This window comes from Roseburia hominis (assembly GCA_040702975.1).
Classification (GTDB): domain Bacteria; phylum Bacillota; class Clostridia; order Lachnospirales; family Lachnospiraceae; genus Allocoprococcus; species Allocoprococcus hominis_A.
Genome location: CP159990.1, coordinates 2,923,520 through 2,945,925, shown reverse-complemented (window position 1 = coordinate 2,945,925; position 22,406 = coordinate 2,923,520). Strand labels below are relative to the sequence as shown.

The following is a 22,406-nucleotide window of genomic DNA, read 5'->3' as shown; positions in this document are numbered from 1 at the left end:
ATGATTCAGATTAAATGTCAGAATGAGCGTTTCACCTATGATATGTACCATATTGTGAAATCGTTCTTTCCGGATGCCGAGATAAACCAGACGGTGGAACCGGAACAAGAATCACTGATACAGATAGAATTCGATCGTGATTCTTGTTTTTTCTGCCGCCAAGCGAACCTAAGTGAATGTCCAGTGGACATTCATCTCGGTGGCTCGGCATGCCTAAGCAAAGGTCCGGTGGACCTTTGTCTCGGCCGCCAAGCGAACTTAAGATTTGAAGTTGCATTTTCGGAAATAGAGGCGATAGAGGATAAGAGAGAACAGAAACGCTATATTAATAAAAAACTATATAAGTTGCTCTCGGAAATGACGGGGGAGGAGCATGCCTGGGGAGATATGACAGGCGTGCGTCCCACGAAGATGATCATGGAGAAGCTGGAAGAGGGGCGAAGCGAGCAGGAGATTATTGATTTCATGCAGGATACCTATGTGGTCAGTGAGAAAAAGGCAAGGCTTGGAATCGAGATTGCAAGAAGAGAGAAGGCGCAGCTTGAAAAGCTGGATTATCAGAACGGATACAGCCTGTATATCGGAATTCCGTTCTGTCCGACGACATGCAGCTATTGTTCCTTCACCTCCTATCCGGTCGCAAAATGGCAGAGCCGAATGGACGAGTATGTGGACGCGCTGCTAAAAGAGCTCTCCTATATCGCGGAGGTCTCCAAAGAGAAAAAGCTGAACACGGTCTATATGGGCGGAGGCACCCCTACGACCCTGAGTGCGGCGCAGATGGACAGGGTCCTCACTCACCTGGAGAGGAATTTCTCTTTCGCAGATCTGAAAGAGTTTACCATAGAGGCAGGACGGCCGGACAGTATTACAAAGGAGAAACTAGAAGTCATCTACCGCCATGGCGTGGGCAGAATCTCGATCAATCCGCAGACCATGCAACAGAGGACACTGGACGTGATTGGCCGGCGGCATACGGTGGAAGATGTGGTAAATGTATTTCATATGGCAAGGCAGATCGGGTTTGACAATATCAATATGGATCTGATTGCAGGTCTCCCGGGAGAGCATCCGGAGGAGATGAAGGATACGCTCCGGCAGATCAGGGAGCTTTCCCCGGACAGCCTGACCGTACACGCTCTTGCGATGAAGCACGGATCGAGACTGACAAGGGAAAAAATAGAGCGGCAGAAGGCTATGCAAAATGAAAGCGCCAGGGGAGCGGACCCCTCGCTTAAAGCAGATGAAGAAATCAACAATACGCAGATGGCAAGAGAATTGGAAGAAATGATCGATATGGCAGCCGATTGCGCAAAAGAGATGGGTCTTGCGCCCTATTATCTCTACCGTCAGAAAAATATTGCCGGAAATTTTGAAAATGTAGGCTATGCAAAGGTTGACAAAGCCGGAATATACAATATACTTATTATGGAAGAAAAACAATCCATCATAGCGGCAGGGGCGGGTGCTTCTACCAAGGTGGTGCTTCCCTATGAAATCGACGCGCCGGGCAGCAGGAACGGCCGAAAGACGAATATGATCAGAATTGAGAATGTCAAGGACGTAGGAGAGTATATTTCGCGGCTTGACGAGATGATAGAACGAAAAGGAGAATGGTTATGGCGTTAAAAAAGAAACCGGTCACCGGTATGAAGGACATGCTCCCGAAGGAGATGGAGATCAGGGATTATGTGATCCAGATGATCAAGGATACCTATAAAACCTTTGGATTTACCTCAATGGAAACTCCCTGTGTGGAGCATATCGAGAACCTGTGCAGCAAGCAGGGCGGTGACAATGAAAAATTGATTTTTAAGATTTTAAAGCGCGGTGATAAGCTGAAGATCGATCAGGCAAAAGAAGAGATCGATCTGGTGGACGGCGGGCTCCGCTATGACCTGACGGTTCCGCTGGCGAGATATTATGCGAACCATGCAAATGAGCTGCCGTCTCCGTTTAAAGCGATGCAGATTGGAAATGTGTGGCGTGCAGACCGCCCGCAGAGAGGACGGTTCCGCCAGTTCATGCAGTGTGACATTGATATCCTTGGAGAGCCGGGAAACTTAGCGGAGATCGAGCTGATCCTGGCGACCACCACGATGCTTGGAAAGATGGATTTTCACAATTTTACCGTATGCATTAATGACCGCAACATTTTAAAGGCTATGGCGGCATACAGCGGTTTCCGGGAAGAAGATTTTGATGAGGTCTTCATCATTTTGGATAAGATGGACAAAATCGGGGCAGAGGGCGTTGGTGCAGAGCTTCAGGAGATGGGCTACACGCAGGAGAACGTGGACACCTACCTGAAACTGTTTGACGAGATCAGCCCGGATGTGGAGGGAATCCGTTTCTTAAAGGAGAAGCTGGCAGGCTTTTTGGACGAGAAGGTGGCGGAGAGCATGGAAATGATCATTTCCAGCGTGGAAGCCGCAAAGGAAGCGGATTTCAGGATGAAGTTCGACCCGACTTTGGTGCGCGGGCAGTCTTACTATACCGGAACGATTTTTGAGGTGACGATGGACGAGTTCGGCGGCTCTGTCGCAGGAGGCGGACGGTACGACAAGATGATCGGCAAATTTACCGGCCAGGATACGCCGGCATGTGGATTTTCCATAGGATTTGAGCGTATTGTAATGCTGCTTTTGGAGAATGGCTATGAGCTTCCGACAAAAAGGGAGAAGAAGGCCTATCTTTTGGAGAAGGGAATGCCGAAGGAAGGCGTGCTGAAGGTTCTGGAGATGGCGAAGAAGGACCGCGAGGAAGGAAAGCAGGTGCTGATCGCGAACATGAAGAAAAATAAAAAATTCCAGAAGGATCAGATGATCGCTGACGGATATGAGAATATCGTAGACTGCTATAAGGATTCGGTAATGTCTCTGTAGGGGATTTTAGATGCAGGCGTATGGAAATGCGCCTTCCGGATTACGATAAGCCCAGAAAGAATAAGTATGAGGAAAACAGGAGGAAAATATCATGGCAGAATCAATGATGGGCCTTAGGAGAACGCACCGCTGTGCGGAGCTTACTGAGGCGAATATCGGCGAAAAAGTTACCATCATGGGATGGGTGCAGAAGAACAGAAATAAAGGAGGACTCATCTTTGTTGATGTGCGCGACCGTTCCGGCCTGGTGCAGGTCGTGTTTGAGGAGGAGAGCACCGACAAAATGATTCTGGAAAAAGCGGCAAAGCTGCGGAGCGAATTTGTGGTTGCCGTGGTGGGAACCGTGGAGGCACGTTCCGGTGCGGTAAACAATAATATTGCAACGGGCGCGATCGAGATCAGACCTGAAGAACTGCGGATTTTATCTGAGTCCGAGACGCCACCATTTCCGATTGAAGAGAATTCCAAAACTAAGGAAGAACTGCGCCTCAAATACCGTTTCCTCGACCTCAGAAGACCGGATATCCAGAGAAATCTGATGATGAGGAGCAAGGTGGCAACTCTGACCCGCCAGTTCCTTTCGGAGGAAGGCTTCCTGGAAATTGAGACTCCGTTCCTCATCAAGAGTACGCCGGAGGGGGCGAGAGACTACCTGGTGCCGAGCCGTGTGCACCCGGGAAATTTCTATGCACTTCCCCAGTCTCCGCAGATTTTTAAACAGCTTTTGATGTGTTCCGGTTATGACAGATATTTCCAGATCGTCAAATGCTTCCGTGACGAGGATCTGCGCGCGGACCGTCAGCCGGAATTTACGCAGATCGATATGGAATTGTCTTTCGTGGATGTAGATGACGTCATCGATGTCAATGAGAGACTATTGGCAAAATTATTTAGTGAGGTTCTGGGAATCGAAGTACAGCTCCCGATTCAGAGAATGACCTGGCAGGAAGCGATGGACCGCTATGGCTCAGACAAGCCGGATATCCGTTTTGGAATGGAGCTTCAGAATGTGACTGAGGTCGTGAAGGACTGCGAGTTCGCAGTATTCAAAGGAGCGATTGAAAATGGCGGTTCTGTGCGCGGTATCAACGCCAAAGGACAGGGCGCGATGCCGCGAAAAAAAATTGATAAACTGGTAGCTTTTGCGAAGGACTATGGCGCAAAGGGGCTGGCGTATATTGCGCTCCAGGAAGACGGCACCGTGAAATCTTCCTTCTCCAAGTTTATGAAGGAAGAGGAGATGAGCGCACTGATCCAGGCGATGGGCGGAGAAAACGGAGATTTGCTTCTGTTTGCCGCTGATAAGAATAAAGTTGTCTGGGATGTGCTGGGCGCGCTTCGTCTGGAGCTGGCCCGTCAGATGGAACTTCTGGATAAGAACGAGTATAAATTCATCTGGATCACGGAATTCCCGCTTCTGGAGTGGAGCGAGGAGCAGAATCGTTTTACGGCAATGCATCACCCGTTTACCATGCCGATGGAAGAGGATCTTCAGTATATTGACTCTGATCCGGGCAGAGTTCGCGCGAAGGCTTATGACATCGTGCTGAACGGCAACGAGATTGGTGGAGGAAGTGTGAGAATCTTCAATCAGGAGATTCAGAGCAAGATGTTCGAGGTGCTTGGATTTACGCCGGAGCAGGCGAATGAACAGTTCGGATTCCTTCTTAATGCGTTCAAGTATGGAGTACCGCCGCACGCAGGACTTGCGTATGGTCTGGACCGTCTGGTGATGCTGATGGCAAAACAGGATAGTATCCGTGATGTGATTGCTTTCCCGAAGGTGAAGGACGCCTCCGACCTGATGACAGAGGCACCGGCCGCTGTTGATACGAAACAGCTTGAAGAATTGGGACTTGAACTGGCAAAGACGGAATAGTAAGTGAGAATGAGAAGAGAGGCAGAAGCGAAAAGGCTGGGCCTCTCTTTTCTATTTTACTTAAAATTGCTGCTGCGCAGCCCGTTTGCGCGTGAAGAGCGTGCGAGAGCTCATTCTATTTTACAGAATATTCCGAAAAATTACAAAAAAACATAAAAAAGAAAAACATTAAAAAATTTCGTTTTTTTGTTGACAAATCCCGGTTCATCGTGTATAGTATATATTGTTCCGAGGAACACAAGAGAAAACAAAATAACTTATGCGATAGTAGTACAGTTGGTAGTACGCCACCTTGCCAAGGTGGAGGTCGCGGGTTCGAGTCCCGTCTGTCGCTCTTATAAGAACTGCATAGGCAGTTCTTTTTTTGCTTCGCACGAAGATACATGGCATTTTCATATGGAATAAAACATACTTCGTGCGATTATGCATAGCCCGCGTGAAGGCGGTTGCATTTTTAAGTGTTAAATAAATCATCAAAAAAATTCCCTTTCCACTACAATAGAGTTATTAGGTACTATTGATATGGAAAGGGAGTATATTATTCTCCGGTAGGGAAGTGCTGAATGAGATTTTGAATCTCTTTCAGAATAAATAACTTGTAATTATCGGGCAGAGGTGATATGATATCCAAAATCTTCGAATCCAGCGGATTGCTAAGATCGGGCCCCGCTTCCAGATAGTCGCAGATTAAATAGTCAAAATGCACATTAAGAGCTTTGGAAAAATTCAACATACTGGGAAAGGGCGTAAATTGCGCGCCGTTCTCGATTCTGCTGATGGTAGTAACGTCCATATTCACTTTTTCTGCCAGTTCAGCCTGTGTGAGCCCGGCATTTTTGCGCGCTTGTTTCACACGGTCTCCAAAAAAATTTTGCTGATTTTCCATAAGTACACCTCTCTTATTTAGTGTAGCATTAAAAAAACAAAATAGAATGGCATATAGTGCAAGTTGTATTTACAAAAACACACAATTGTTGATATGATAAAAGCAGTATCATGTCGTTCTGCGTTTCCAGAGGACGGGTTAAGACGAAAAGTATCAGAATAAAATGGAGCAAATAAAAAAAGGAGGAACTGGATATGGATATGGAACAGTACAGAGCAGAGATCGAGGCGGCAAAACTGGCGACGAGTATGGGGGCGAGGCTGGGAGTTCCGCGTGAGAAGACGTTACTATTGAGTATTGAGCAGATTCTTGATTATTATGCGTGTAATCCGCTGGAAGAATATTTGACCGGGGCGTTGATTCAGATTCAGGCGTATCTGGAGATGGGAATGGATTACCGCAAGCATGCGGAACTTTTTGACAAGGTGGTCGATATGTGCGGACTGGACAAAGATGAGGTATTTCCGAGACGCTTCTATGGGGCGGTCAAAGTAAAGCTGAATAAGAGCCAGGTGCGCGGAATGCTCCGGAGATGGACCCCGTCAAGAGTGGAAGGTATGAAGATTGGCCAGGTCGTAGAGGATATCATGGAGAAGGTGAAGGCGCATCAGGAAGGGATTTACTATTATCGGAACTGTCTCAATGATACAAAGATGGGGGACGATATCTATGAACTCATCATAACAAAAGAAGAATGCTATTTTCATGACATTAAGTGCGATAGATATTTCGTGTTTGTACAATAGGGACCGAAAGTTTTACGGAAATATATAATAATAGAAAAATTTCGAATAAACCGCACATTTATATTGATAATCCGAAAAAAATTGTATAAAATGGTAGAAATGTTCGTTTTTTTGGAACCTGCATTTTAGAAATGAGTAGTAGGAGGGTTATTACATATGTATGATGTGGTAAATAGTGTGGTGAAAGCAATCAATGATGTGGTGTGGGGCTGGCCGATGATCTTCCTTCTCCTCGGGACGCATGTGTTTCTGACGTTTCGGACGGGGATTATTCAGAGGAAGATTTTTACTGGTATCCGTCTTTCGGTCGCCAAAGATCCGGAGGCGGAAGGCGAGGTAAGCCAGTTCGGCGCTCTGACTACGGCGCTGGCGTCGACGATCGGCACGGGAAATATTATCGGTGTCGGTACGGCTGTGGCGCTGGGCGGCCCGGGAGCGGTCCTTTGGTGCTGGCTCACCGGTGTTTTTGGAATTGCGACAAAGTACAGCGAATCTCTGATTGCGGTAAAGTACCGTGTGAAGACGGAGGACGGCCGTATGCAGGGCGGCGCCATGTACGCGTTGGAATATGGATTGAAGTATAAGAAGATTGGCAGAATACTGGCACTGTTGTTCGCGTTTTTTGCGGCGTTTGCGTCGTTTGGAATCGGCTGTGCGACGCAGGTGAATGCAATCGCTACCGTATGTAAAGAGAATCTGGGGATTGCTCCGTGGATTGTCGGCGTTGTGGTCGCTGCCGCGACGGCGCTGGTTATTTTCGGGGGAATCAAGGCGATTGCGAATGTGTGTGAGAGGCTGGTGCCGTTCATGGCAGCGTTCTATGTGCTGGGGTGCGTCATCATTCTTTGTATGAATTACGACTTTATCATACCCGCTCTGGTGACGATCTGCACTCTGGCGTTTACGCCGGGAGCAGCGGCAGGCGGGCTTGTGGGAAGCGGGATTATGCTGGCGATGCGTTTCGGTATTGCAAGGGGACTGTTTTCCAATGAATCCGGTATGGGTTCCGCACCGATCGCGGCAGCAGCGGCCCAGACGAGGAATCCGGTCCGCCAGGCCCTGGTATCTTCTACGGGAACGTTCTGGGATACCGTTGTGGTATGTCTGATGACCGGACTGGTCCTGGTTTCCACGATCATGAAGAATCCGGCGATCAACGCCAATGAGATTACCGATGGCGGCGTGCTGACGACCCTTGCGTTTCGGCAGATTCCGGTTTTAGGGCCGGTGATCCTGGTAGTAGGTATTATCTCCTTTGCATATTCTACCGTGCTTGGCTGGGCTTATTACGGCGAACGGTGCGTGGAATATTTCGGTGGAAGACATGCGCTGATTCCGTACCGGCTGCTCTATGTGGCGGTGGCAGTGATCGCACCGATTGTCTCCCTGAATCTGGTATGGCTGATCGCAGATACCTTAAATGCGTTGATGGCGGTTCCGAACCTGATCGCCGTGCTGGCATTGTCGCCGGTGATCGTGCGCGAGACGAGGAAGTATATAGGTAATCTGGATGCCAGAGACGAGACACCGATTCCGGTCATAAAAAAATAGAAATCTTGAAAAATAAGACAGATGAACTACGAAAACGGGGCCTGTTTTCCGGAAAGAGAAAGCGGGTCCCGTAAAAATTTTTTTAGAGTCATAAACAGCGTATTTTCTGGGGGTTTGAGGTTTCATGCGCCGGAGTACGCTGTTTTCTCTATTGACGAAAGAATGAGAAAATGATAAGATGGATAGGAAAAACGCACACGATGTTGTGAAAACATATTAACAAAAACACAAGATATAGAATGTCGGGGAAAGGAGAATAAAAATGGATTTAAAAGATGTCAGAGTGATCAAAAAAGACGGCACCAAGGAAGAGTTCAATGTGCAGAAGGTAGTAGTTGCGGTCAATAAATCGGCTTATCGTGCCTTAATTACGTTTACAGAGGAAGATTTGAAGTTTATCTGCCAGTTTGTGGAAGAGAAGGTGAAGGAGCTGGGAAAGACGCAGATTCAGATCGCCGAGATGCACAATGTGGTGGAGGGTGCGCTGGAGAAGGTGAATCCTATCGTGGCGAAGAGCTACCGGGATTACCGGAATTATAAGCAGGATTTCGTGCATATGCTGGACGAAGTGTATCGCAAGAGCCAGTCCATCATGTATATCGGGGATAAAGAGAACAGTAATACGGACAGCGCCCTTGTCTCTACCAAGAGGAGTCTGATCTTTAATGAGCTGAATAAGGAGCTGTACAAAAAGTTTTTCCTGACGGTGGAAGAACTTCAGGCGATCCGGGAAGGCTATATTTATATTCATGATATGTCAGCAAGGCGGGATACCATGAACTGCTGTCTGTTCGATGTGAAGAACGTGCTGACCGGCGGATTTGAGATGGGAAATCTGTGGTACAACGAGCCGAAGACGCTGGATACGGCCTTTGACGTGATTGGAGACATCGTGCTGAGTGCAGCGAGTCAGCAGTACGGTGGATTTACCGTGCCGAGCGTAGACGAGATCCTGGAGCCTTATGCGGAGAAATCACACAAGAAACTGCTTCAAAAATATCAGGAGCTGGGACTTTCTAAGGAGAAGGCTGAGGAAGTTGCATGGAAGGATCTGGAGAAAGAGATGGAGCAGGGCTTCCAGGGCTGGGAGTACAAGTTCAACTCCGTTTCATCAAGCCGTGGAGACTATCCGTTCATCACCGTGACGAGCGGAACGAATATCAGTAAGTACGGAAAACTGGTCACAAAAACCATGCTGGAGGTGCGGAAGAACGGTCAGGGGAAAGCCGGGCACAAGAAGCCGGTCCTGTTCCCGAAGATCGTGTTCCTGTACGATGAGAAGCTGCACGGACCGGGAGCTCCGGCAGAGGATCTGTTCGAGGCAGGAATCGAATGCTCCAGAAAGACCATGTATCCGGATTGGCTGAGCCTTACCGGAAAGGGCTATGTGGCAAGCATGTATAAGCAGTATGGCAAGATCATAAGTCCTATGGGCTGCCGTGCATTTTTATCACCCTGGTATGAGAGAGGCGGTATGAACCCGGCGGATTCCGAGGACAAGCCTGTGTTCGTGGGACGGTTCAATATCGGTGCGGTAAGTCTCCATCTGCCGATGATCCTGGCCAAGTCACGTCAGGAGAGCAGGGATTTCTTTGAGGTATTGGATTATTACCTGGAACTGATCCGCCGGCTCCATATCCGGACCTATGAGTATCTGGGAGAGATGCGGGCCTCCACTAATCCGCTGGCGTACTGTGAAGGCGGCTTCTATGGTGGACATTTGAAACTGAATGAGAAGATCAAACCGCTGCTTAAGTCGGCTACCGCGTCCTTTGGAATCACGGCTCTGAATGAATTACAGCAGTTATATAACAAGAAATCCCTGGTGGAAGACGGAGAATTCGCGCTTCAGACCCTGGAATATATCAATAAAAAGATTGCCCAGTTTAAGGAAGAAGACGGCCATCTGTATGCAATTTACGGAACGCCGGCTGAGAATCTCTGCGGTGTGCAGGTACAGCAGTTCCGCAAAAAATACGGAATCGTGGAAAATGTATCCGACCGTGCCTATGTAAGCAATAGTTTCCACTGTCATGTGACGGAGGACATCACCCCGATCCAGAAGCAGAATCTGGAGAATCGTTTCTGGGATTTAAGTAACGGCGGCAAGATTCAGTACGTCAAATATCCAATCAACTATAATGTGGAGGCGATCAAGTCTCTGGTAAGACGTGCGATGGATATGGGCTTTTATGAGGGCGTCAATCTGTCTTTGGCCTACTGTGACGACTGTGGTCATGAGGAGCTTGCCATGGACGTCTGCCCGGTGTGCGGAAGCAGCAATCTGACCAAGATCGACAGAATGAATGGGTATCTGTCCTATTCCAGAGTGAAGGGGGATACCAGGCTGAATGACGCCAAGATGGAGGAAATAGCGGAAAGGAAAAGTATGTAATGCGGTATCACAATATAACGAAAGATGATATGCTCAACGGGGACGGCCTTCGGGTCGTCCTCTGGGTGGCGGGCTGCAGTCATTGCTGTAAGGACTGCCATAACCCAATCACCTGGGACCCGAATGGAGGACTGCCCTTTGATACGGCGGCAAAAAACGAGGTGTTTGAAGAGCTGGAAAAGGATTATATCAGCGGAATCACATTCAGCGGCGGCGATCCGCTCCACATTGCGAATGCGTATGATGTGACAGAGCTTGCAAAAGAGATTCGGGCGAAGTTCCCGAATAAGACGATCTGGCTCTATACAGGATATACCTGGGAGGAGATACGCCATCTGGAGGTCGTCAAATATCTGGACGTGCTGGTGGACGGCGAGTTCGAGGTGGATAAGAAGGACCAGAACCTGCACTGGAAGGGAAGCTCGAACCAGCGGGTGATCGATGTGAAAAGGACATTAAGAGAAGGAGAAGTCAGGTTACATGAAGAGGATTGCGAAGTTTCATAAGGTGAGCATTGAACAATTTGCTATGGGCTGGAAGGATACGTTCGGGGCGGATCAGTCAGAGGAGAAGATACGAAGCCTGTATGAGGAGATCTGCCTTCCCAGACGCGCCACTTCCGGAAGTGCAGGATATGATTTCTTTGCACCGGATACCTTTGTGCTTGAGCCGGGTAAGACAATCAAGATTCCAACCGGAATCCGGGTAGAGATGGAGGAGAACTGGGTGCTGAAATGCTATCCCAGAAGCGGACTTGGCTTCAAATACCGCCTGCAATTAAATAATACGGTAGGGATCATTGACAGCGACTACTTTTATTCGGATAATGAAGGTCATATTTTTGCGAAGCTGACGAACGATACGAATGAGGGGAAGACTCTGGAAATCCCCAAAGGAACCGGATTCATGCAGGGAATTTTCGTGGAATATGGGATCACCGTGGATGATGATGTGAAGAGCGTAAGAAACGGCGGCTTTGGAAGTACCACGAAATAGGTGCATTTTTCAGGTGTTGCAAATTAGAGTTACGGGAACAGTCTTTGGACGTTTCTCGTTATAAAACATACATATTTCCTCCGTTTTCGGACATGATAACCGTATTACTGTGTAGTAAATACGGTCGCTAAGTAGCAGCGCGAAGGCAGAAATCCTTTGGCTGGCGGCTTAAATCCATGTCGGACGGAGGAATTTTTATATGGAGAAGAAGACAGTAAGCAAAAGACTTGATGACAATGTGCAGGATATCTGCCGGGTACTGCCGGTTAAGGAGAGCTTTGATATTGTGCAGAGAAATATCATGATCGGCGGAAAGAAGAGTACATTTTTCTTTATTGACGGATTTACGAAAGACGAGAGCATGCTGAAGATCATGGATTCCTTTTTTGGAATTACCAAAGAGGAGATGCCGGAAGATGCCACGACATTTGCAGAGCAGTTCCTTCCCTATGTGGAGGTGGATATTCTGGGAGATTTTGATGAGATCATAAAGAACCTGCTCTCGGGCGTGACCTGCCTGTTCATCGACGGATTTGAGGTATGTATCGCGATCGACTGTCGGACATATCCGGCAAGAGGAGTGGACGAGCCGGAAAAGGACAAGTCTCTTCGGGGGTCCAGGGACGGATTTGTGGAGACGATCGTCTTTAACACGGCGCTGATACGACGCAGGATACGTGATGAGCATCTGATTATGGAAATGACAGAGGTGGGGAAGAGCTCCCGGACCGATGTGGCGATCTGCTATATGGAGGATCGGGTAAATCAGGAAATGCTGTCGGTGCTCCGGCGAAAGCTGGAAGAGATCAAGGTGGACGATCTGCGTATGAATCAGCAGAGTCTGGCGGAGGGGCTTTATAAGCGAAAATGGTACAATCCGTTTCCCAAGTTCAAATTCACGGAGCGGCCGGATACCGCATCTGCCTGTCTTCTGGAAGGAAAAGTGGTGATTCTGGTGGACAATTCCCCTTCGACTATGATCCTTCCGACCTCTATCTTTGACATGATCGAGGAGGCGAATGACCATTATTTTCCGCCGATCACCAACTACTATCTGAAATTTTCGCGGGCGATCATCACGATTCTCACGGTGTTTTTCGTGCCTTTGTTCCTTCTGTTCATGCAGAATCCCGAGTGGGTGCCGGAAATCTTTGAATTTGTGGTAGTGGAGGATACCGTCAACATTCCGCTTATTTTCCAGATTCTGATCCTGGAGCTGGCCATTGACGGGCTTCGGCTGGCGGCTTTGAATACGCCCAGTATGCTGAGTACGCCTCTGAGTGTGATCGCTGGTATCGTTATGGGAGAGTTCTCGGTCAAGTCTGGCTGGTTCAACTCGGAAGTAATGCTTTACATGGCCTTCGTTTCGGTCGCAAATTATACGCAGCCCAATTTTGAGTTAGGATATGCGCTGAAATTCATGCGGTTATTGCTCCTTGTCCTTACCGCTCTCTTTGACTGGATCGGGTTTGTTATCGGCTGCGTGGTGGTCGTGTGGTGTATCTGCGTGAATAAGACCCTTTCCGGACGGAGCTATTTGAATGTGACGCTGGATAAGAGCGGGAATGGTGGGAAAAGCGAATAGAAAAAGTGAAAAATGGGTAGGAAAAGCGACGGGAATATTGTGCATTTGGGTAGCGGCAGGGCGGCGGGTGAATCTTAAAAAAGTATAAAGATAAAGCCTGCCGGCTTGCCGAAAAAGGGAAAAAGTATTATGATTAGGAGAAAAGGTTTACAGAATGGGAGTGTGTTGACATGGAGAAGAAACAAGATGAACGGCTGGGGACGGAACCGCTGGGGCGGCTGATCATAAGCCTGGCGCTTCCGGCTGTGGCGGCTCAGCTTATTAATGTTCTTTATAATATTGTGGATCGAATGTATATCGGGCATATATCCGGATATGGGGATATGGCGCTTACGGGAGTGGGCGTCACATTTCCGATCATCATGCTGATCTCGGCGTTCAGTGCATTTGCCGGAATGGGCGGGGCACCGCTGGCGTCTATAGAGCTTGGAAGGAAGGATTACGGGAGGGCGGAACGGATTCTGGGAACCAGCACGGCTCTTTTGATCAGTTTTTCCATCGCTTTGACCACGATATTTATGCTGATCAAGACGCCGGTGCTCTATGCATTTGGCGCGACGGAGAATACCATTACCTATGCCAGGCAGTACATAACGATTTATCTGATAGGTACGTTGTTCGTGCAGCTTGCGCTGGGACTTAACACGTTCATCAGCGGGCAGGGGAATGCGAAGGTGGCGATGCTGTCCGTTTTGATCGGTGCGGTGACCAATATAGTGCTGGACCCGATTTTCATATTTGGACTTCACATGGGCGTGAGAGGGGCGGCGCTTGCCACCATTATCTCGCAGGCCATGAGTGCTGCCTGGGTGGTGCATTTTCTTACTTCGGAAAAGAGTGTGGTTCGGATTCGCAGGAACCTGATCCGGTATGACCGGGAAATGATCGGGAAAATAGCAGCGCTCGGCGTATCCCCGTTCATTATGCAAAGTACGGAGAGTCTGGTGCTCATTACTCTGAACAGCAGTCTGAAAAGCTATGGAGGAGATCTGTATGTTGGTTCCATGTCGATTCTGACCAGTGTCATGCAGCTGGTATCCGTGCCGGTGCAGGGCATGAATCAGGGAATGCAGCCGATCATAAGTTATAATTATGGAGCCGGAAATAAAGAACGGGTGCTGGGGACGTTCAAAAGAATGCTGGCGATCTGCCTGACGATCACCATCGTGATGTGTGGGACTGCGATCTCATTTCCGCAGATATTCAGTTCACTTTTTACCAATCAGAAGGAATTGCTTGCGATCACCAACCGGGTAATGCCGGTCTATTTCCTGGGAATGACGGTGTTCGGAATCCAGATGGCCTGCCAGTCCACTTTTATTGCGCTGGGGCAGGCGAAGGTGTCCCTTTTTATCGCTCTTTTGAGAAAGGTGATCCTGCTGATTCCGTTGGCTCTGATCCTGCCGAGATTCTTTGGCGTTATGGGCGTGTATTATGCGGAGCCGGTGGCGGATATTCTTTCCGTAACTACAACAGCGGTGCTGTTTGTGATTACTATGAAGCGGATTTTGAAAAATTGGGGGAAATAGTATATAGTTGATAGAATTTATGGGAATGTCAGGAGAGTAATAAGAAATTCATGAGGCGACAGCGAATAAGGAGGTAGTGGCATATGAGTGAATATGTAATCATGACGGACAGCACAGTGGACCTGCCAAAGGAGTATCTGGTCGGGGAACTTGAGGTTCCCTATATTCCTTTGACGTATATTTTGGATGGAGTGACTTATGAGGATATGAACGGACTTTCCGGTCATGAGTTTTTTGAGAGGATTCGGGCAGGGGCCATGCCGACCACCTCACAGATCACGCCGGAGCAGGCGAGGGAGGCGATACGGCCGTATCTTGAGGACGGGAAAGATGTGCTGTATATCGTGTTTTCTTCGGGACTCAGTGGAACTTATAACAGTGTACGGATTGCGGCAGAAGAACTTTCGGAGGAATACCCCGGGCGCAGGGTGATCGCGATAGATTCCCTTTGCGCGTGCTTGGGAGAAGGCCTTTTGGTATATAAAGCGGTACAGCTGAAGCGGGCAGGAAAGACGATTGAGGAAGTCGCGAAGTGGGTGGAGGAGAATAAACTCCATATCTGTCATAATGTTACCATAGATGACCTGTATCACCTCCATAGAGGCGGAAGAGTGTCCAAAGCCAGTGCGGTTCTGGGAACTATGGTGAAGATCAAGCCAATCATTCATATGGACGATAACGGAGAGTTGAAGGTGATTGGGAAAGAACGGGGAAGGAAGAAATCCCTGAACCATATTGTGGATATGGCGGTCGAACAGTCGAGAGGCTGGGACAATGATATCGTGATGATCACGCACGGCGACTGTGAGGAAGATGCCGAATATGTGGCCGAACTGGTCCGGGAGAAGATGGGGATTCACAATATCCTGATTCATTGTATCGGAACGGTGATCGGAAGCCATACGGGGCCGGGAGTTGTGGCTGTGTTCTGTATGGGGGAGAAGAGATAAAGAATTTGACAGGACTGTATTTCTTTCACAAGATATACTCACATTAAAATGGAAGGAGATGAAAGAGGTGCAGCCCTCTCTTTTTGGGCGGTAATGATTTTTTCAAACAATTTGGTTCGGACAATTTGCGGTAAAAACCAGGAAAAAACAGGTTGACAATGTGTCAAAACTGTGTTAAATTAGAATTTGCGTAAAGCGATAAACAAAGAAGAGTATCCACTCTCACCTTAGCGCAATCGGGCGACTAACGGTTTGATATTGAAAACAGAATACCATATTTGGGTGTTTTGTGCAATGAGGAGTGGATAGTCTTGCAGCTATTCACTATTTTTTTATGATGGAGGTGCACTACAATTAGCGATTTAATGATCAACGAACAAATCCGCGACAAGGAAGTACGCGTGGTTAGTGAGAGTGGGGAACAGTTAGGAATTATGTCCGCGCGAGAGGCAATGAAACTGGCGCAGGAGGCGGAACTTGATTTGGTCAAGATTGCTCCGACAGCGAAGCCGCCCGTATGTAAGATTATTGATTACGGGAAATTCAGATACGAGCAGACAAGGAAAGAAAAGGAAGCTAAGAAGAAACAAAGGACTGTCGAGATTAAGGAAGTGCGTCTTTCACCGAATATCGATACGAATGATCTGAACACGAAGATGAATAATGCAAGGAAATTCCTTACCAAGGGTAATAAAGTAAAGGTATCCCTGCGGTTCAGAGGAAGAGAGATGGCCCATATGCAGCAGAGCAAGCACATTCTGGACGATTTTGCAGATATGCTCAAAGATGTTGCTGTAGTGGAAAAACCGGCTAAGCTGGAAGGCAGAAGCCTGAGTATGGTTTTAACTGAAAAACGTTAAAAATAAACAATTTATTATGAAGGAGGAAATATACCATGCCAAAAATTAAAACAAATAGAGCGGCTGCAAAACGCTTCAAAAAAACTGCAACAGGAAAGCTGAAAAGAAACAAAGCTTACAAGAGCCATATCTTAACTAAGAAATCTACCAAGAGAAAAAGAAATCTCAGACAGTCTGTTATTACAGATGCAACAAACGTAAAGAACATGAAGAAGGTATTACCATATCTTTAAGATATGTTTCAGGATAGAAGGAGGATTAAGTAATGGCAAGAGTAAAAGGCGGCATGAACGCTAAAAAGAAACATAATAGAACATTAAAACTGGCTAAAGGATACAGAGGAGCACGCTCCAAACAGTACAGAATTGCAAAACAGTCTGTTATGAGAGCACTTACTTCCGCATATGCAGGAAGAAAGCAGAGAAAGCGTCAGATGCGTCAGCTCTGGATCGCACGTATCAACGCTGCTGCAAGAATGAATGGCTTATCTTACAGCAAGCTGATGCATGGACTGAAAGTTGCCGGTGTTGATATGAACAGAAAGATGCTGGCAGAGATGGCAGTCAATGATGCTGCTGGATTTACAGCAGTTGCAGAAGTTGCTAAGAAAGCACTTGCATAAGGTGAGACGGTAAGCTATAGCTTGAGAGAGAAGAGGGAAGCCCTGCGGAGGAAGTCTGCAGGGTTTTTTCGTTGCCAAGCATACCTAAGTGAACGTCCAGTGGACGTTCATCTCGGTATGTGCTATTTATCCAGAGCGCAGGTGGCTGGAGTGGACAGCAAAATAGAAAACAGCAGAAAAATATGCCGAAGTTCTGGTAGAAAGAAATGAATTTTTTGTGGATAACATGGAATTATGATGATATGAATTCAATTTGTTAAAAAACGTTTGACAGATGGAAAAAAATGATATATTTCTATAGGAAAGAATAAAAAATAAATTACGAAGTATGGTAATGAACAGGGGTTATGGACCGGAAAGGTGGAAAATCCAATGACAATGGAAGATTATTCAAAAGCATATAAATCAGGAAAAAAAGATTATCAGGCAAGAATGCTCAGCGGTGTGAAGCCAACGCTGGAGGTGTTGGACGACATTCTCCCGTCCAGGGGAAGCTATTCCGAGGTGCCGCTCGGACTGGTACAGATTCCGGCAGATCAGATTGTGGGAACGCGCCATGCCGGAAGGAGCAATGCATTTGCCGGGAATTTTATGCCGATTCTCCGCGATAATACAGAATTTGCAAGCAAATGGGCCAATTTAAGTACCAGCCATATAAATGAAGGAATTCGTGAGCCGATCAAAGCATACGAGTATATGAATAAGTTCTATGTGGAGGAAGGCAATAAAAGAGTAAGCGTCATGAAGTATTTTGGGGTGGTATCTATTCCGGGAATTGTGACGAGAATTATTCCGAGGCGCACAGAAGAAAAGGAAAATAAAATTTATTTTGAATTCCTGGATTTCTATGAACTGTCGAAAGTGAATTATATCTGGTTTACACATGAAGGGAGCTTTGCAAAGCTTCAGGAGGCAGTGGGAAAAGGCGAAAAAGAGGTATGGAGCCATGATGAACAGCTGGATTTCAGCTCTCTTTATTCCCGGTTTGCGGCAGAGTATAAGGCAAAGGGCGGAGAAAAGCTGTCAATTACGATCGGAGACGCATTTTTGGCATTTATTACGTTGTATGGCTATGATGTAATCGGTGAGAAGACGACCAGCGAGCTGAAAGAACTGATTGCAAAGAGCTGGGAAGAGTTCAAACTTTTGGAGGAAGAGGATGAGGTGGACCTTAAGATGGATCCCGTCAGCGAGAAGAAGCCGCTTCTCAGTCGATTGCTGCCACTTAGTTCACCGAAACTTAAAATTGCCTTCATTTACGAGAAGACGCCGGGATCCTCTGCCTGGACTTATGGGCATGAATTGGGAAGGATGCAGCTTGATCAGACCTTCCCGGAGGAAGTCAGCACAGTATGCTACAACGAGACTACGCTGGATAATGTGGACGAGCGCATTGCTCAGGCGATTGCGGAGGGCTGCAATTTGGTTTTCACTACATCACCGGCTTTTGTACAGGCGAGCGTGAAGGCGGCAATCGCCAACCCGGAGGTGCGGATACTCAACTGTTCAGTCAATACGTCTCACCGTTATATCCGTACCTATTATGCAAGACTCCATGAAGCCAAATTCCTGATGGGGGCCATTGCCGGGGCGATGGCAGAGAATAACCGTCTGTTCTATCAGGCGGACTATCCAATCTACGGAACCATAGCGAACATTAACGCATTTGCGCTGGGAGCTAAGATGGTGAATCCGCGGGCGGAGGTGTATCTGGACTGGAGCAGTAAAAAGGATCAGGATATCTGGGAAAATATCCGCAGGACAGGGGCTTCCTGCATCTCAGGAAAGGATATGGTGATTCCGGAGGAAGGCTCCAGATATTTCGGAATCTACCATTTGAATGGCGATATTCCGTGCAATCTCGCCATGCCGGTCTGCCATTGGGGTAGATTTTATGAACGATTGATCCGCACGATCATGGACGGAACCTGGAAATATGACGACAAATCTTCATCCAAAAAGGCGATTAATTACTGGTGGGGAATGTCCTCCGATGTGGTAGATGTCATCTGTTCTCAGAACCTGCCGATCGGTACCAAGCGTTTGGTGGATCTGCTGAAAAAGACGATCAGTATCGGAGAATTTAATCCGTTTTCAGGAATCCTATATTCACAAAATGGCGTGGTGCAGGATGATCCGAATCGGGAGCTAAGTCCGGAGGAAATCGTGACTATGGATTGGCTGGCTGAAAATATAATCGGGTCAATACCAAAGAAGGAAGAACTGCAGGAACAGGCGAAAGCGGTCGTCTCACAGCAGGGTATTGAGAAGAAAGGCCAGTAATTGTTATGAAAATACTTGTGATTGCCGATGAAGAATCGGCATATCTATGGGATTATTTTGAAAAAAGTAAGATAGAAGGAGTGGATCTTATTATTTCCTGTGGAGATCTGGATCCGAATTACCTGTCATTTCTGGCGACGTTTGCATCTGTTCCAGTACTCTATGTACATGGAAACCACGACGCAAAATATCAGCAGACGCCGCCGGAAGGGTGTATCTGCATTGATGATAAGATTTATGTGCACGAAGGGATTCGGATATTAGGTTTGGGCGGCTCCATGCGTTATCGCGAGGGACCATATCAGTACACGGAATGGGGGATGCGCCGACGCGTGCATAAGCTCTGGTTCCAACTGCTAAGAAGACGTGGATTTGATATTTTGGTGACACATGCACCGGCATATCAGATTAATGACGGCAGAGACCTTCCGCATCAGGGATTCCAGGTATTCGTGGAATTGATGGAAAAATATCACCCAAGATTTTTCCTGCACGGACATGTCCATATGTCCTATGGAAGGAAGCATAAGCGTTATGACAAATATCAGGATACCCATATTATCAATGGGTTTGAACGTTGTATTTTTGAATATGAGGATGAGAATATCAAGGAGCATATCTGGTAGGAAGCGTGGCAGGAATTGCTAAGGAAGATGCGTCTGTGGATTTAAAAGAGTATAAAAGGAGTAATTGAGCATATGGCAGAAAAAAAGATGCTGATTATTGAGGATGACGCAGATTTGCGGGAAGGCCTGCACTTTTCATTTGCCGGTGATGGGTACGAGGTATTCGATACCGGAACCAAAAGAGAAGGCCTTCTGGAGATTCAAAAGGGTATATACGATATAGTTCTTCTGGACTGCAACCTGCCGGACGGGAACGGATTTGAGCTATGCCGCAAGGTGCGTGGGTTCAGTACCGTTCCCATCATTATGCTGACCGCCCGTGATACGGAAATGGACGAGATCAAGGCATTGGACTTAGGGGCGAATGATTATCTGTCAAAACCATTTTCGCTGGGCGTGCTAAAAGCGAGAGTCAAGCGGACTTTGCATTTCCAGTCATGTCTTGAGTCTGGGGACAGGGCTAAGATGGCAAGATTAATTTCCGGAAATGTGTCTATATATCAGGACACCTGTAAGGTATATAAGAACACTGATGAGATTTTACTTAGTAAGCTGGAGTACCGGATGCTTCTTTACCTGATTGAGAATAAAAACCATGTGTTATCCAAGGAACAGATTCTAGAACATATCTGGGACAGCGACGGAAAATATGTGGATAGCAATACGGTCGCGGTCAACATCAGCAGATTAAGGGCGAAGATAGAGCATGACGCGTCTGATCCCAGGTATATTAAGACCGTTCATGGAATCGGATATATTTGGAAGGAAGAGTAAGATGGCAGTGAATTTGGTACTTCTGGCACTATTAGGGCTGGCCATTGGTTATAGTATTTATGACAGAAGAAAGACGTACCGTACTATAGACCATTTATTGGATTGCGTATTGAGCCAGGAAAAAATCGAGTATTCTGATGTCCGGGAAGGGGAACTTTCTGCTCTGGTAAATAAGGTTCATCGAATTCAGGAGATTCTGGGAAAGCAGATTGAAAACGCAAGAGAAGAGAAGGAGCAGGTAAAAAGCCTTGTTTCCAATATGACTCATCAACTCAAAACACCGCTGGCTAACCTGTCTGTCTATACAGATATTTTGAGCAGCCGGGAACTGGACGAAGCCCAAAAGGCTGAGGCTACGGAAAAAATCAGGAGACAGATCGAAAAACTGGACTGGATCATAGGCTCTCTTGCCAAGATGGTAAAGCTGGAACAGGGCGTGATTGAGTTTGAGGCGGAGGACCTCCTGATCAAAAGAACGATTTTAGATGCGATCGATACCGTATATGATAAAATCGAAAAGAAAGAAATCACGTTTGTTTTGGAGGAAGGGGAAGACAGGCCTTTGTATCACAACCGGAAATGGACGGCGGAGGTACTGGTAAATCTTCTGGAAAATGCGGTCAAGTACACAAAGCGGGGCGGAACGATACAAATGAAGATATGCCCCTATGAAATATATACGGAGATTCAGATCATAGATAATGGGTGCGGTATTCATGAGGAAGAGACGAACCGGATCTTTCAAAGATTCTACAGAAGCCCGGAGGTGGGGCATATAGAAGGCTCCGGCATCGGGCTTTATCTGTCCAACCTGATTCTGGAGAAGGAAAAGGGATATATGACCGTGAGGTCTGTCTATGGGGAAGGAAGCTGTTTTTCCGTGTTCTTACAAAACTGTAAGAACTGATTGCTGCGCTGTAAAGAAAATGCAAGATTCGCTGGATATACTGTTGGTATCAACAGTAAGGGAGTGGTAATGAGTGAGTAATATACTGGAATTACGCCATGTGGAGAAAATATACGGCGCAAAAGAAAATCAGGTGAAAGCCCTGAAGGATATCAGCATTCAGGTAAAAGAGGGGGAGTTTATTGCGATCGTCGGGACGTCCGGCTCCGGTTTTTTGACCGAAAAAGAACATGGTTTTAAGTAGTTGGAAAGGAGATCCTGTCAGTGATGGACTGACTTTAAAACTTGGAAGGGGTGCGGTATAATGAGGAAAGTTACATTAACAGAAGCTGAGAGATTGAAAAAAAGAAAAGAAGGGCTTATAGACACAAAGTTAGAAAGTTTACATTGCAATTTAGTTTAGCGGATACTGAGGCTAGAGAGTGGTTTGAACAGCAGCCAGATAAAGGAAAGTATCTGAAGGAATTGATACTCAATGATAAGAAGGAAAAGGGGAGGAGATTGAATGATGGGTAAGGAGCTTATGAAGAAAACAATATTACCGATGCTGCTTCTGGCGGTATGGGCGTGGGTTGCATATCATTCTGTGTATCTTTGGAACAGACCGAGTTGTGGAAGATATGGATGGTGGTTGGTATGCCTTTTGGTATTCATAGAATGTGCATCTGGTTATTACCTAAGAATTTCGATATAGGCGGAACTGTTGGTGTCTGGGCAATGAATATAATAGTAGGCTGCCTGATCGGTGAGGTAGTAGTCGTATGGTACATACTTCGTGCTGTGTATGTTTTAGTAAAGTATTTTGTGAGCTTGTTAAAATAAGTAGAGAGTTAAATGAAATATTCATTGGCGCACCCTCTCACTGGCTTGCGTACCATAAATTGATACAATGCACCCTCTGATGCCTGGAGGGTGCAAATTTAACGATTACC

At 47.0% G+C, this 22,406-nt stretch carries 21 protein-coding genes, 1 tRNA gene and 1 pseudogene; 22 read left to right on the top strand and 1 reads right to left on the bottom strand.

Annotated features, from left to right (window positions below; translation table 11 throughout):
• The 4 genes from hemZ to ABXS75_13690 all read left to right on the top strand — a co-directional run bounded on the left by hemZ (position 1) and on the right by ABXS75_13690 (position 5,098).
• Positions 1–1,629, top strand: coding sequence for a coproporphyrinogen dehydrogenase HemZ (gene hemZ, locus ABXS75_13705; GenBank protein XCP84117.1), 1,629 nt, complete (start codon positions 1–3; stop codon positions 1,627–1,629).
• Positions 1,614–2,885, top strand: coding sequence for a histidine--tRNA ligase (gene hisS, locus ABXS75_13700; protein ID XCP84116.1), 1,272 nt, complete (start codon positions 1,614–1,616; stop codon positions 2,883–2,885). Before hemZ ends, hisS begins: the two co-directional genes overlap by 16 nt.
• A 91-nt stretch (positions 2,886–2,976) precedes the next feature.
• Positions 2,977–4,764 carry an aspartate--tRNA ligase gene (gene aspS, locus ABXS75_13695; GenBank protein ID XCP84115.1) on the top strand — a complete coding sequence of 596 codons (1,788 nt, stop codon included), beginning with the start codon at positions 2,977–2,979 and terminating at the stop codon, positions 4,762–4,764.
• 261 nt (positions 4,765–5,025) lie between these two features.
• Positions 5,026–5,098, top strand: a tRNA-Gly gene (locus tag ABXS75_13690).
• Between the two features lie 204 nt (positions 5,099–5,302).
• On the opposite strand, the gene ABXS75_13685 is transcribed toward ABXS75_13690, so the two are convergent.
• The gene (locus ABXS75_13685) at positions 5,303–5,650 is read right to left on the bottom strand and encodes a helix-turn-helix transcriptional regulator (protein XCP84114.1); all 348 of its coding nucleotides are present in this window, start codon (positions 5,648–5,650) and stop codon (positions 5,303–5,305) included.
• A gap of 194 nt (positions 5,651–5,844) precedes the next feature.
• Here ABXS75_13685 and ABXS75_13680 point away from each other — a divergent pair, with 194 nt between their 5' ends.
• The 18 genes and pseudogenes from ABXS75_13680 (at position 5,845) to ABXS75_13595 (ending at position 22,296) form a co-directional block, all read left to right on the top strand.
• Positions 5,845–6,396 (top strand): hypothetical protein, encoded by a 552-nt coding sequence (locus ABXS75_13680; GenBank protein ID XCP84113.1) that lies wholly within the window; start codon positions 5,845–5,847, stop codon positions 6,394–6,396.
• A 156-nt stretch (positions 6,397–6,552) separates the two neighbouring features.
• Entirely contained in the window at positions 6,553–7,947 is a 1,395-nt protein-coding gene (locus ABXS75_13675) for a sodium:alanine symporter family protein (GenBank protein ID XCP84112.1), read from the top strand.
• A 262-nt stretch (positions 7,948–8,209) separates the two neighbouring features.
• Positions 8,210–10,342, top strand: coding sequence for an anaerobic ribonucleoside-triphosphate reductase (nrdD, locus tag ABXS75_13670; GenBank protein XCP84111.1), 2,133 nt, complete (start codon positions 8,210–8,212; stop codon positions 10,340–10,342).
• Positions 10,342–10,848, top strand: coding sequence for an anaerobic ribonucleoside-triphosphate reductase activating protein (gene nrdG / locus ABXS75_13665; protein ID XCP84110.1), 507 nt, complete (start codon positions 10,342–10,344; stop codon positions 10,846–10,848). Before nrdD ends, nrdG begins: the two co-directional genes overlap by 1 nt.
• Positions 10,823–11,338, top strand: a complete 516-nt coding sequence (locus tag ABXS75_13660; protein ID XCP84109.1) for a deoxyuridine 5'-triphosphate nucleotidohydrolase — start codon at positions 10,823–10,825, stop codon at positions 11,336–11,338. The genes nrdG and ABXS75_13660 overlap by 26 nt, the downstream gene beginning before the upstream one ends.
• Before the next feature lie 199 nt (positions 11,339–11,537).
• On the top strand, positions 11,538–12,923 hold the full coding sequence (locus ABXS75_13655) for a spore germination protein (protein ID XCP84108.1): 1,386 nt from the start codon (positions 11,538–11,540) through the stop codon (positions 12,921–12,923).
• A gap of 170 nt (positions 12,924–13,093) precedes the next feature.
• Positions 13,094–14,452, top strand: a complete 1,359-nt coding sequence (locus ABXS75_13650; protein ID XCP84107.1) for an MATE family efflux transporter — start codon at positions 13,094–13,096, stop codon at positions 14,450–14,452.
• An 83-nt stretch (positions 14,453–14,535) separates the two neighbouring features.
• Complete coding sequence (locus ABXS75_13645) at positions 14,536–15,402, top strand: DegV family protein (protein XCP84106.1); 867 nt, start codon at positions 14,536–14,538, stop codon at positions 15,400–15,402.
• 365 nt (positions 15,403–15,767) lie between these two features.
• Positions 15,768–16,262, top strand: a complete 495-nt coding sequence (gene infC, locus ABXS75_13640; GenBank protein ID XCP84105.1) for a translation initiation factor IF-3 — start codon at positions 15,768–15,770, stop codon at positions 16,260–16,262.
• A 35-nt stretch (positions 16,263–16,297) separates the two neighbouring features.
• Positions 16,298–16,495 carry a 50S ribosomal protein L35 gene (gene rpmI, locus ABXS75_13635; GenBank protein ID XCP84104.1) on the top strand — a complete coding sequence of 66 codons (198 nt, stop codon included), beginning with the start codon at positions 16,298–16,300 and terminating at the stop codon, positions 16,493–16,495.
• A gap of 32 nt (positions 16,496–16,527) precedes the next feature.
• Positions 16,528–16,884 (top strand): 50S ribosomal protein L20, encoded by a 357-nt coding sequence (rplT, locus tag ABXS75_13630; GenBank protein XCP84103.1) that lies wholly within the window; start codon positions 16,528–16,530, stop codon positions 16,882–16,884.
• Between the two features lie 372 nt (positions 16,885–17,256).
• Complete coding sequence (locus ABXS75_13625) at positions 17,257–19,167, top strand: BMP family ABC transporter substrate-binding protein (GenBank protein ID XCP84102.1); 1,911 nt, start codon at positions 17,257–17,259, stop codon at positions 19,165–19,167.
• Positions 19,168–19,172: 5 nt separating this feature from the next.
• Positions 19,173–19,793: a metallophosphoesterase gene (locus ABXS75_13620; GenBank protein XCP84101.1), complete on the top strand. Its 621-nt coding sequence runs from the start codon at positions 19,173–19,175 to the stop codon at positions 19,791–19,793.
• Positions 19,794–19,865: 72 nt separating this feature from the next.
• Complete coding sequence (locus ABXS75_13615) at positions 19,866–20,567, top strand: response regulator transcription factor (GenBank protein XCP84100.1); 702 nt, start codon at positions 19,866–19,868, stop codon at positions 20,565–20,567.
• 1 nt (position 20,568) lies between these two features.
• Positions 20,569–21,474: a HAMP domain-containing sensor histidine kinase gene (locus tag ABXS75_13610; GenBank protein ID XCP84099.1), complete on the top strand. Its 906-nt coding sequence runs from the start codon at positions 20,569–20,571 to the stop codon at positions 21,472–21,474.
• 73 nt (positions 21,475–21,547) lie between these two features.
• Positions 21,548–21,685, top strand: a pseudogene (locus ABXS75_13605) (ABC transporter ATP-binding protein).
• A gap of 294 nt (positions 21,686–21,979) precedes the next feature.
• Positions 21,980–22,168, top strand: a complete 189-nt coding sequence (locus tag ABXS75_13600; protein ID XCP87214.1) for a hypothetical protein — start codon at positions 21,980–21,982, stop codon at positions 22,166–22,168.
• Complete coding sequence (locus ABXS75_13595; protein ID XCP87155.1) at positions 22,099–22,296, top strand: DUF6050 family protein; 198 nt, start codon at positions 22,099–22,101, stop codon at positions 22,294–22,296. Before ABXS75_13600 ends, ABXS75_13595 begins: the two co-directional genes overlap by 70 nt.
• Positions 22,297–22,406: the final 110 nt, after the last annotated feature.

Excerpts from the sequence above, each read along its gene's own strand:
- ABXS75_13615 (XCP84100.1), top strand. The coding sequence starts at position 19,866 with ATGGCAGAAAAAAAGATGCTGATTATTGAGGATGACGCAGATTTGCGG.
- ABXS75_13680 (XCP84113.1), top strand. The coding sequence starts at position 5,845 with ATGGATATGGAACAGTACAGAGCAGAGATCGAGGCGGCAAAACTGGCG.
- infC (XCP84105.1), top strand. The coding sequence starts at position 15,768 with ATGATCAACGAACAAATCCGCGACAAGGAAGTACGCGTGGTTAGTGAG.
- ABXS75_13600 (XCP87214.1), top strand. The coding sequence starts at position 21,980 with ATGATGGGTAAGGAGCTTATGAAGAAAACAATATTACCGATGCTGCTT.
- ABXS75_13650 (XCP84107.1), top strand. The coding sequence starts at position 13,094 with ATGGAGAAGAAACAAGATGAACGGCTGGGGACGGAACCGCTGGGGCGG.
- nrdG (XCP84110.1), top strand. The coding sequence starts at position 10,342 with ATGCGGTATCACAATATAACGAAAGATGATATGCTCAACGGGGACGGC.
- hemZ (XCP84117.1), top strand. The coding sequence starts at position 1 with ATGATTCAGATTAAATGTCAGAATGAGCGTTTCACCTATGATATGTAC.
- rpmI (XCP84104.1), top strand. The coding sequence starts at position 16,298 with ATGCCAAAAATTAAAACAAATAGAGCGGCTGCAAAACGCTTCAAAAAA.
- ABXS75_13660 (XCP84109.1), top strand. The coding sequence starts at position 10,823 with ATGAAGAGGATTGCGAAGTTTCATAAGGTGAGCATTGAACAATTTGCT.
- ABXS75_13655 (XCP84108.1), top strand. The coding sequence starts at position 11,538 with ATGGAGAAGAAGACAGTAAGCAAAAGACTTGATGACAATGTGCAGGAT.
- ABXS75_13620 (XCP84101.1), top strand. The coding sequence starts at position 19,173 with ATGAAAATACTTGTGATTGCCGATGAAGAATCGGCATATCTATGGGAT.
- ABXS75_13645 (XCP84106.1), top strand. The coding sequence starts at position 14,536 with ATGAGTGAATATGTAATCATGACGGACAGCACAGTGGACCTGCCAAAG.
- ABXS75_13595 (XCP87155.1), top strand. The coding sequence starts at position 22,099 with ATGGTGGTTGGTATGCCTTTTGGTATTCATAGAATGTGCATCTGGTTA.
- ABXS75_13625 (XCP84102.1), top strand. The coding sequence starts at position 17,257 with ATGACAATGGAAGATTATTCAAAAGCATATAAATCAGGAAAAAAAGAT.
- aspS (XCP84115.1), top strand. The coding sequence starts at position 2,977 with ATGGCAGAATCAATGATGGGCCTTAGGAGAACGCACCGCTGTGCGGAG.
- ABXS75_13675 (XCP84112.1), top strand. The coding sequence starts at position 6,553 with ATGTATGATGTGGTAAATAGTGTGGTGAAAGCAATCAATGATGTGGTG.
- nrdD (XCP84111.1), top strand. The coding sequence starts at position 8,210 with ATGGATTTAAAAGATGTCAGAGTGATCAAAAAAGACGGCACCAAGGAA.
- hisS (XCP84116.1), top strand. The coding sequence starts at position 1,614 with ATGGTTATGGCGTTAAAAAAGAAACCGGTCACCGGTATGAAGGACATG.
- ABXS75_13610 (XCP84099.1), top strand. The coding sequence starts at position 20,569 with ATGGCAGTGAATTTGGTACTTCTGGCACTATTAGGGCTGGCCATTGGT.
- rplT (XCP84103.1), top strand. The coding sequence starts at position 16,528 with ATGGCAAGAGTAAAAGGCGGCATGAACGCTAAAAAGAAACATAATAGA.
- ABXS75_13685 (XCP84114.1), bottom strand. The coding sequence starts at position 5,650 with ATGGAAAATCAGCAAAATTTTTTTGGAGACCGTGTGAAACAAGCGCGC.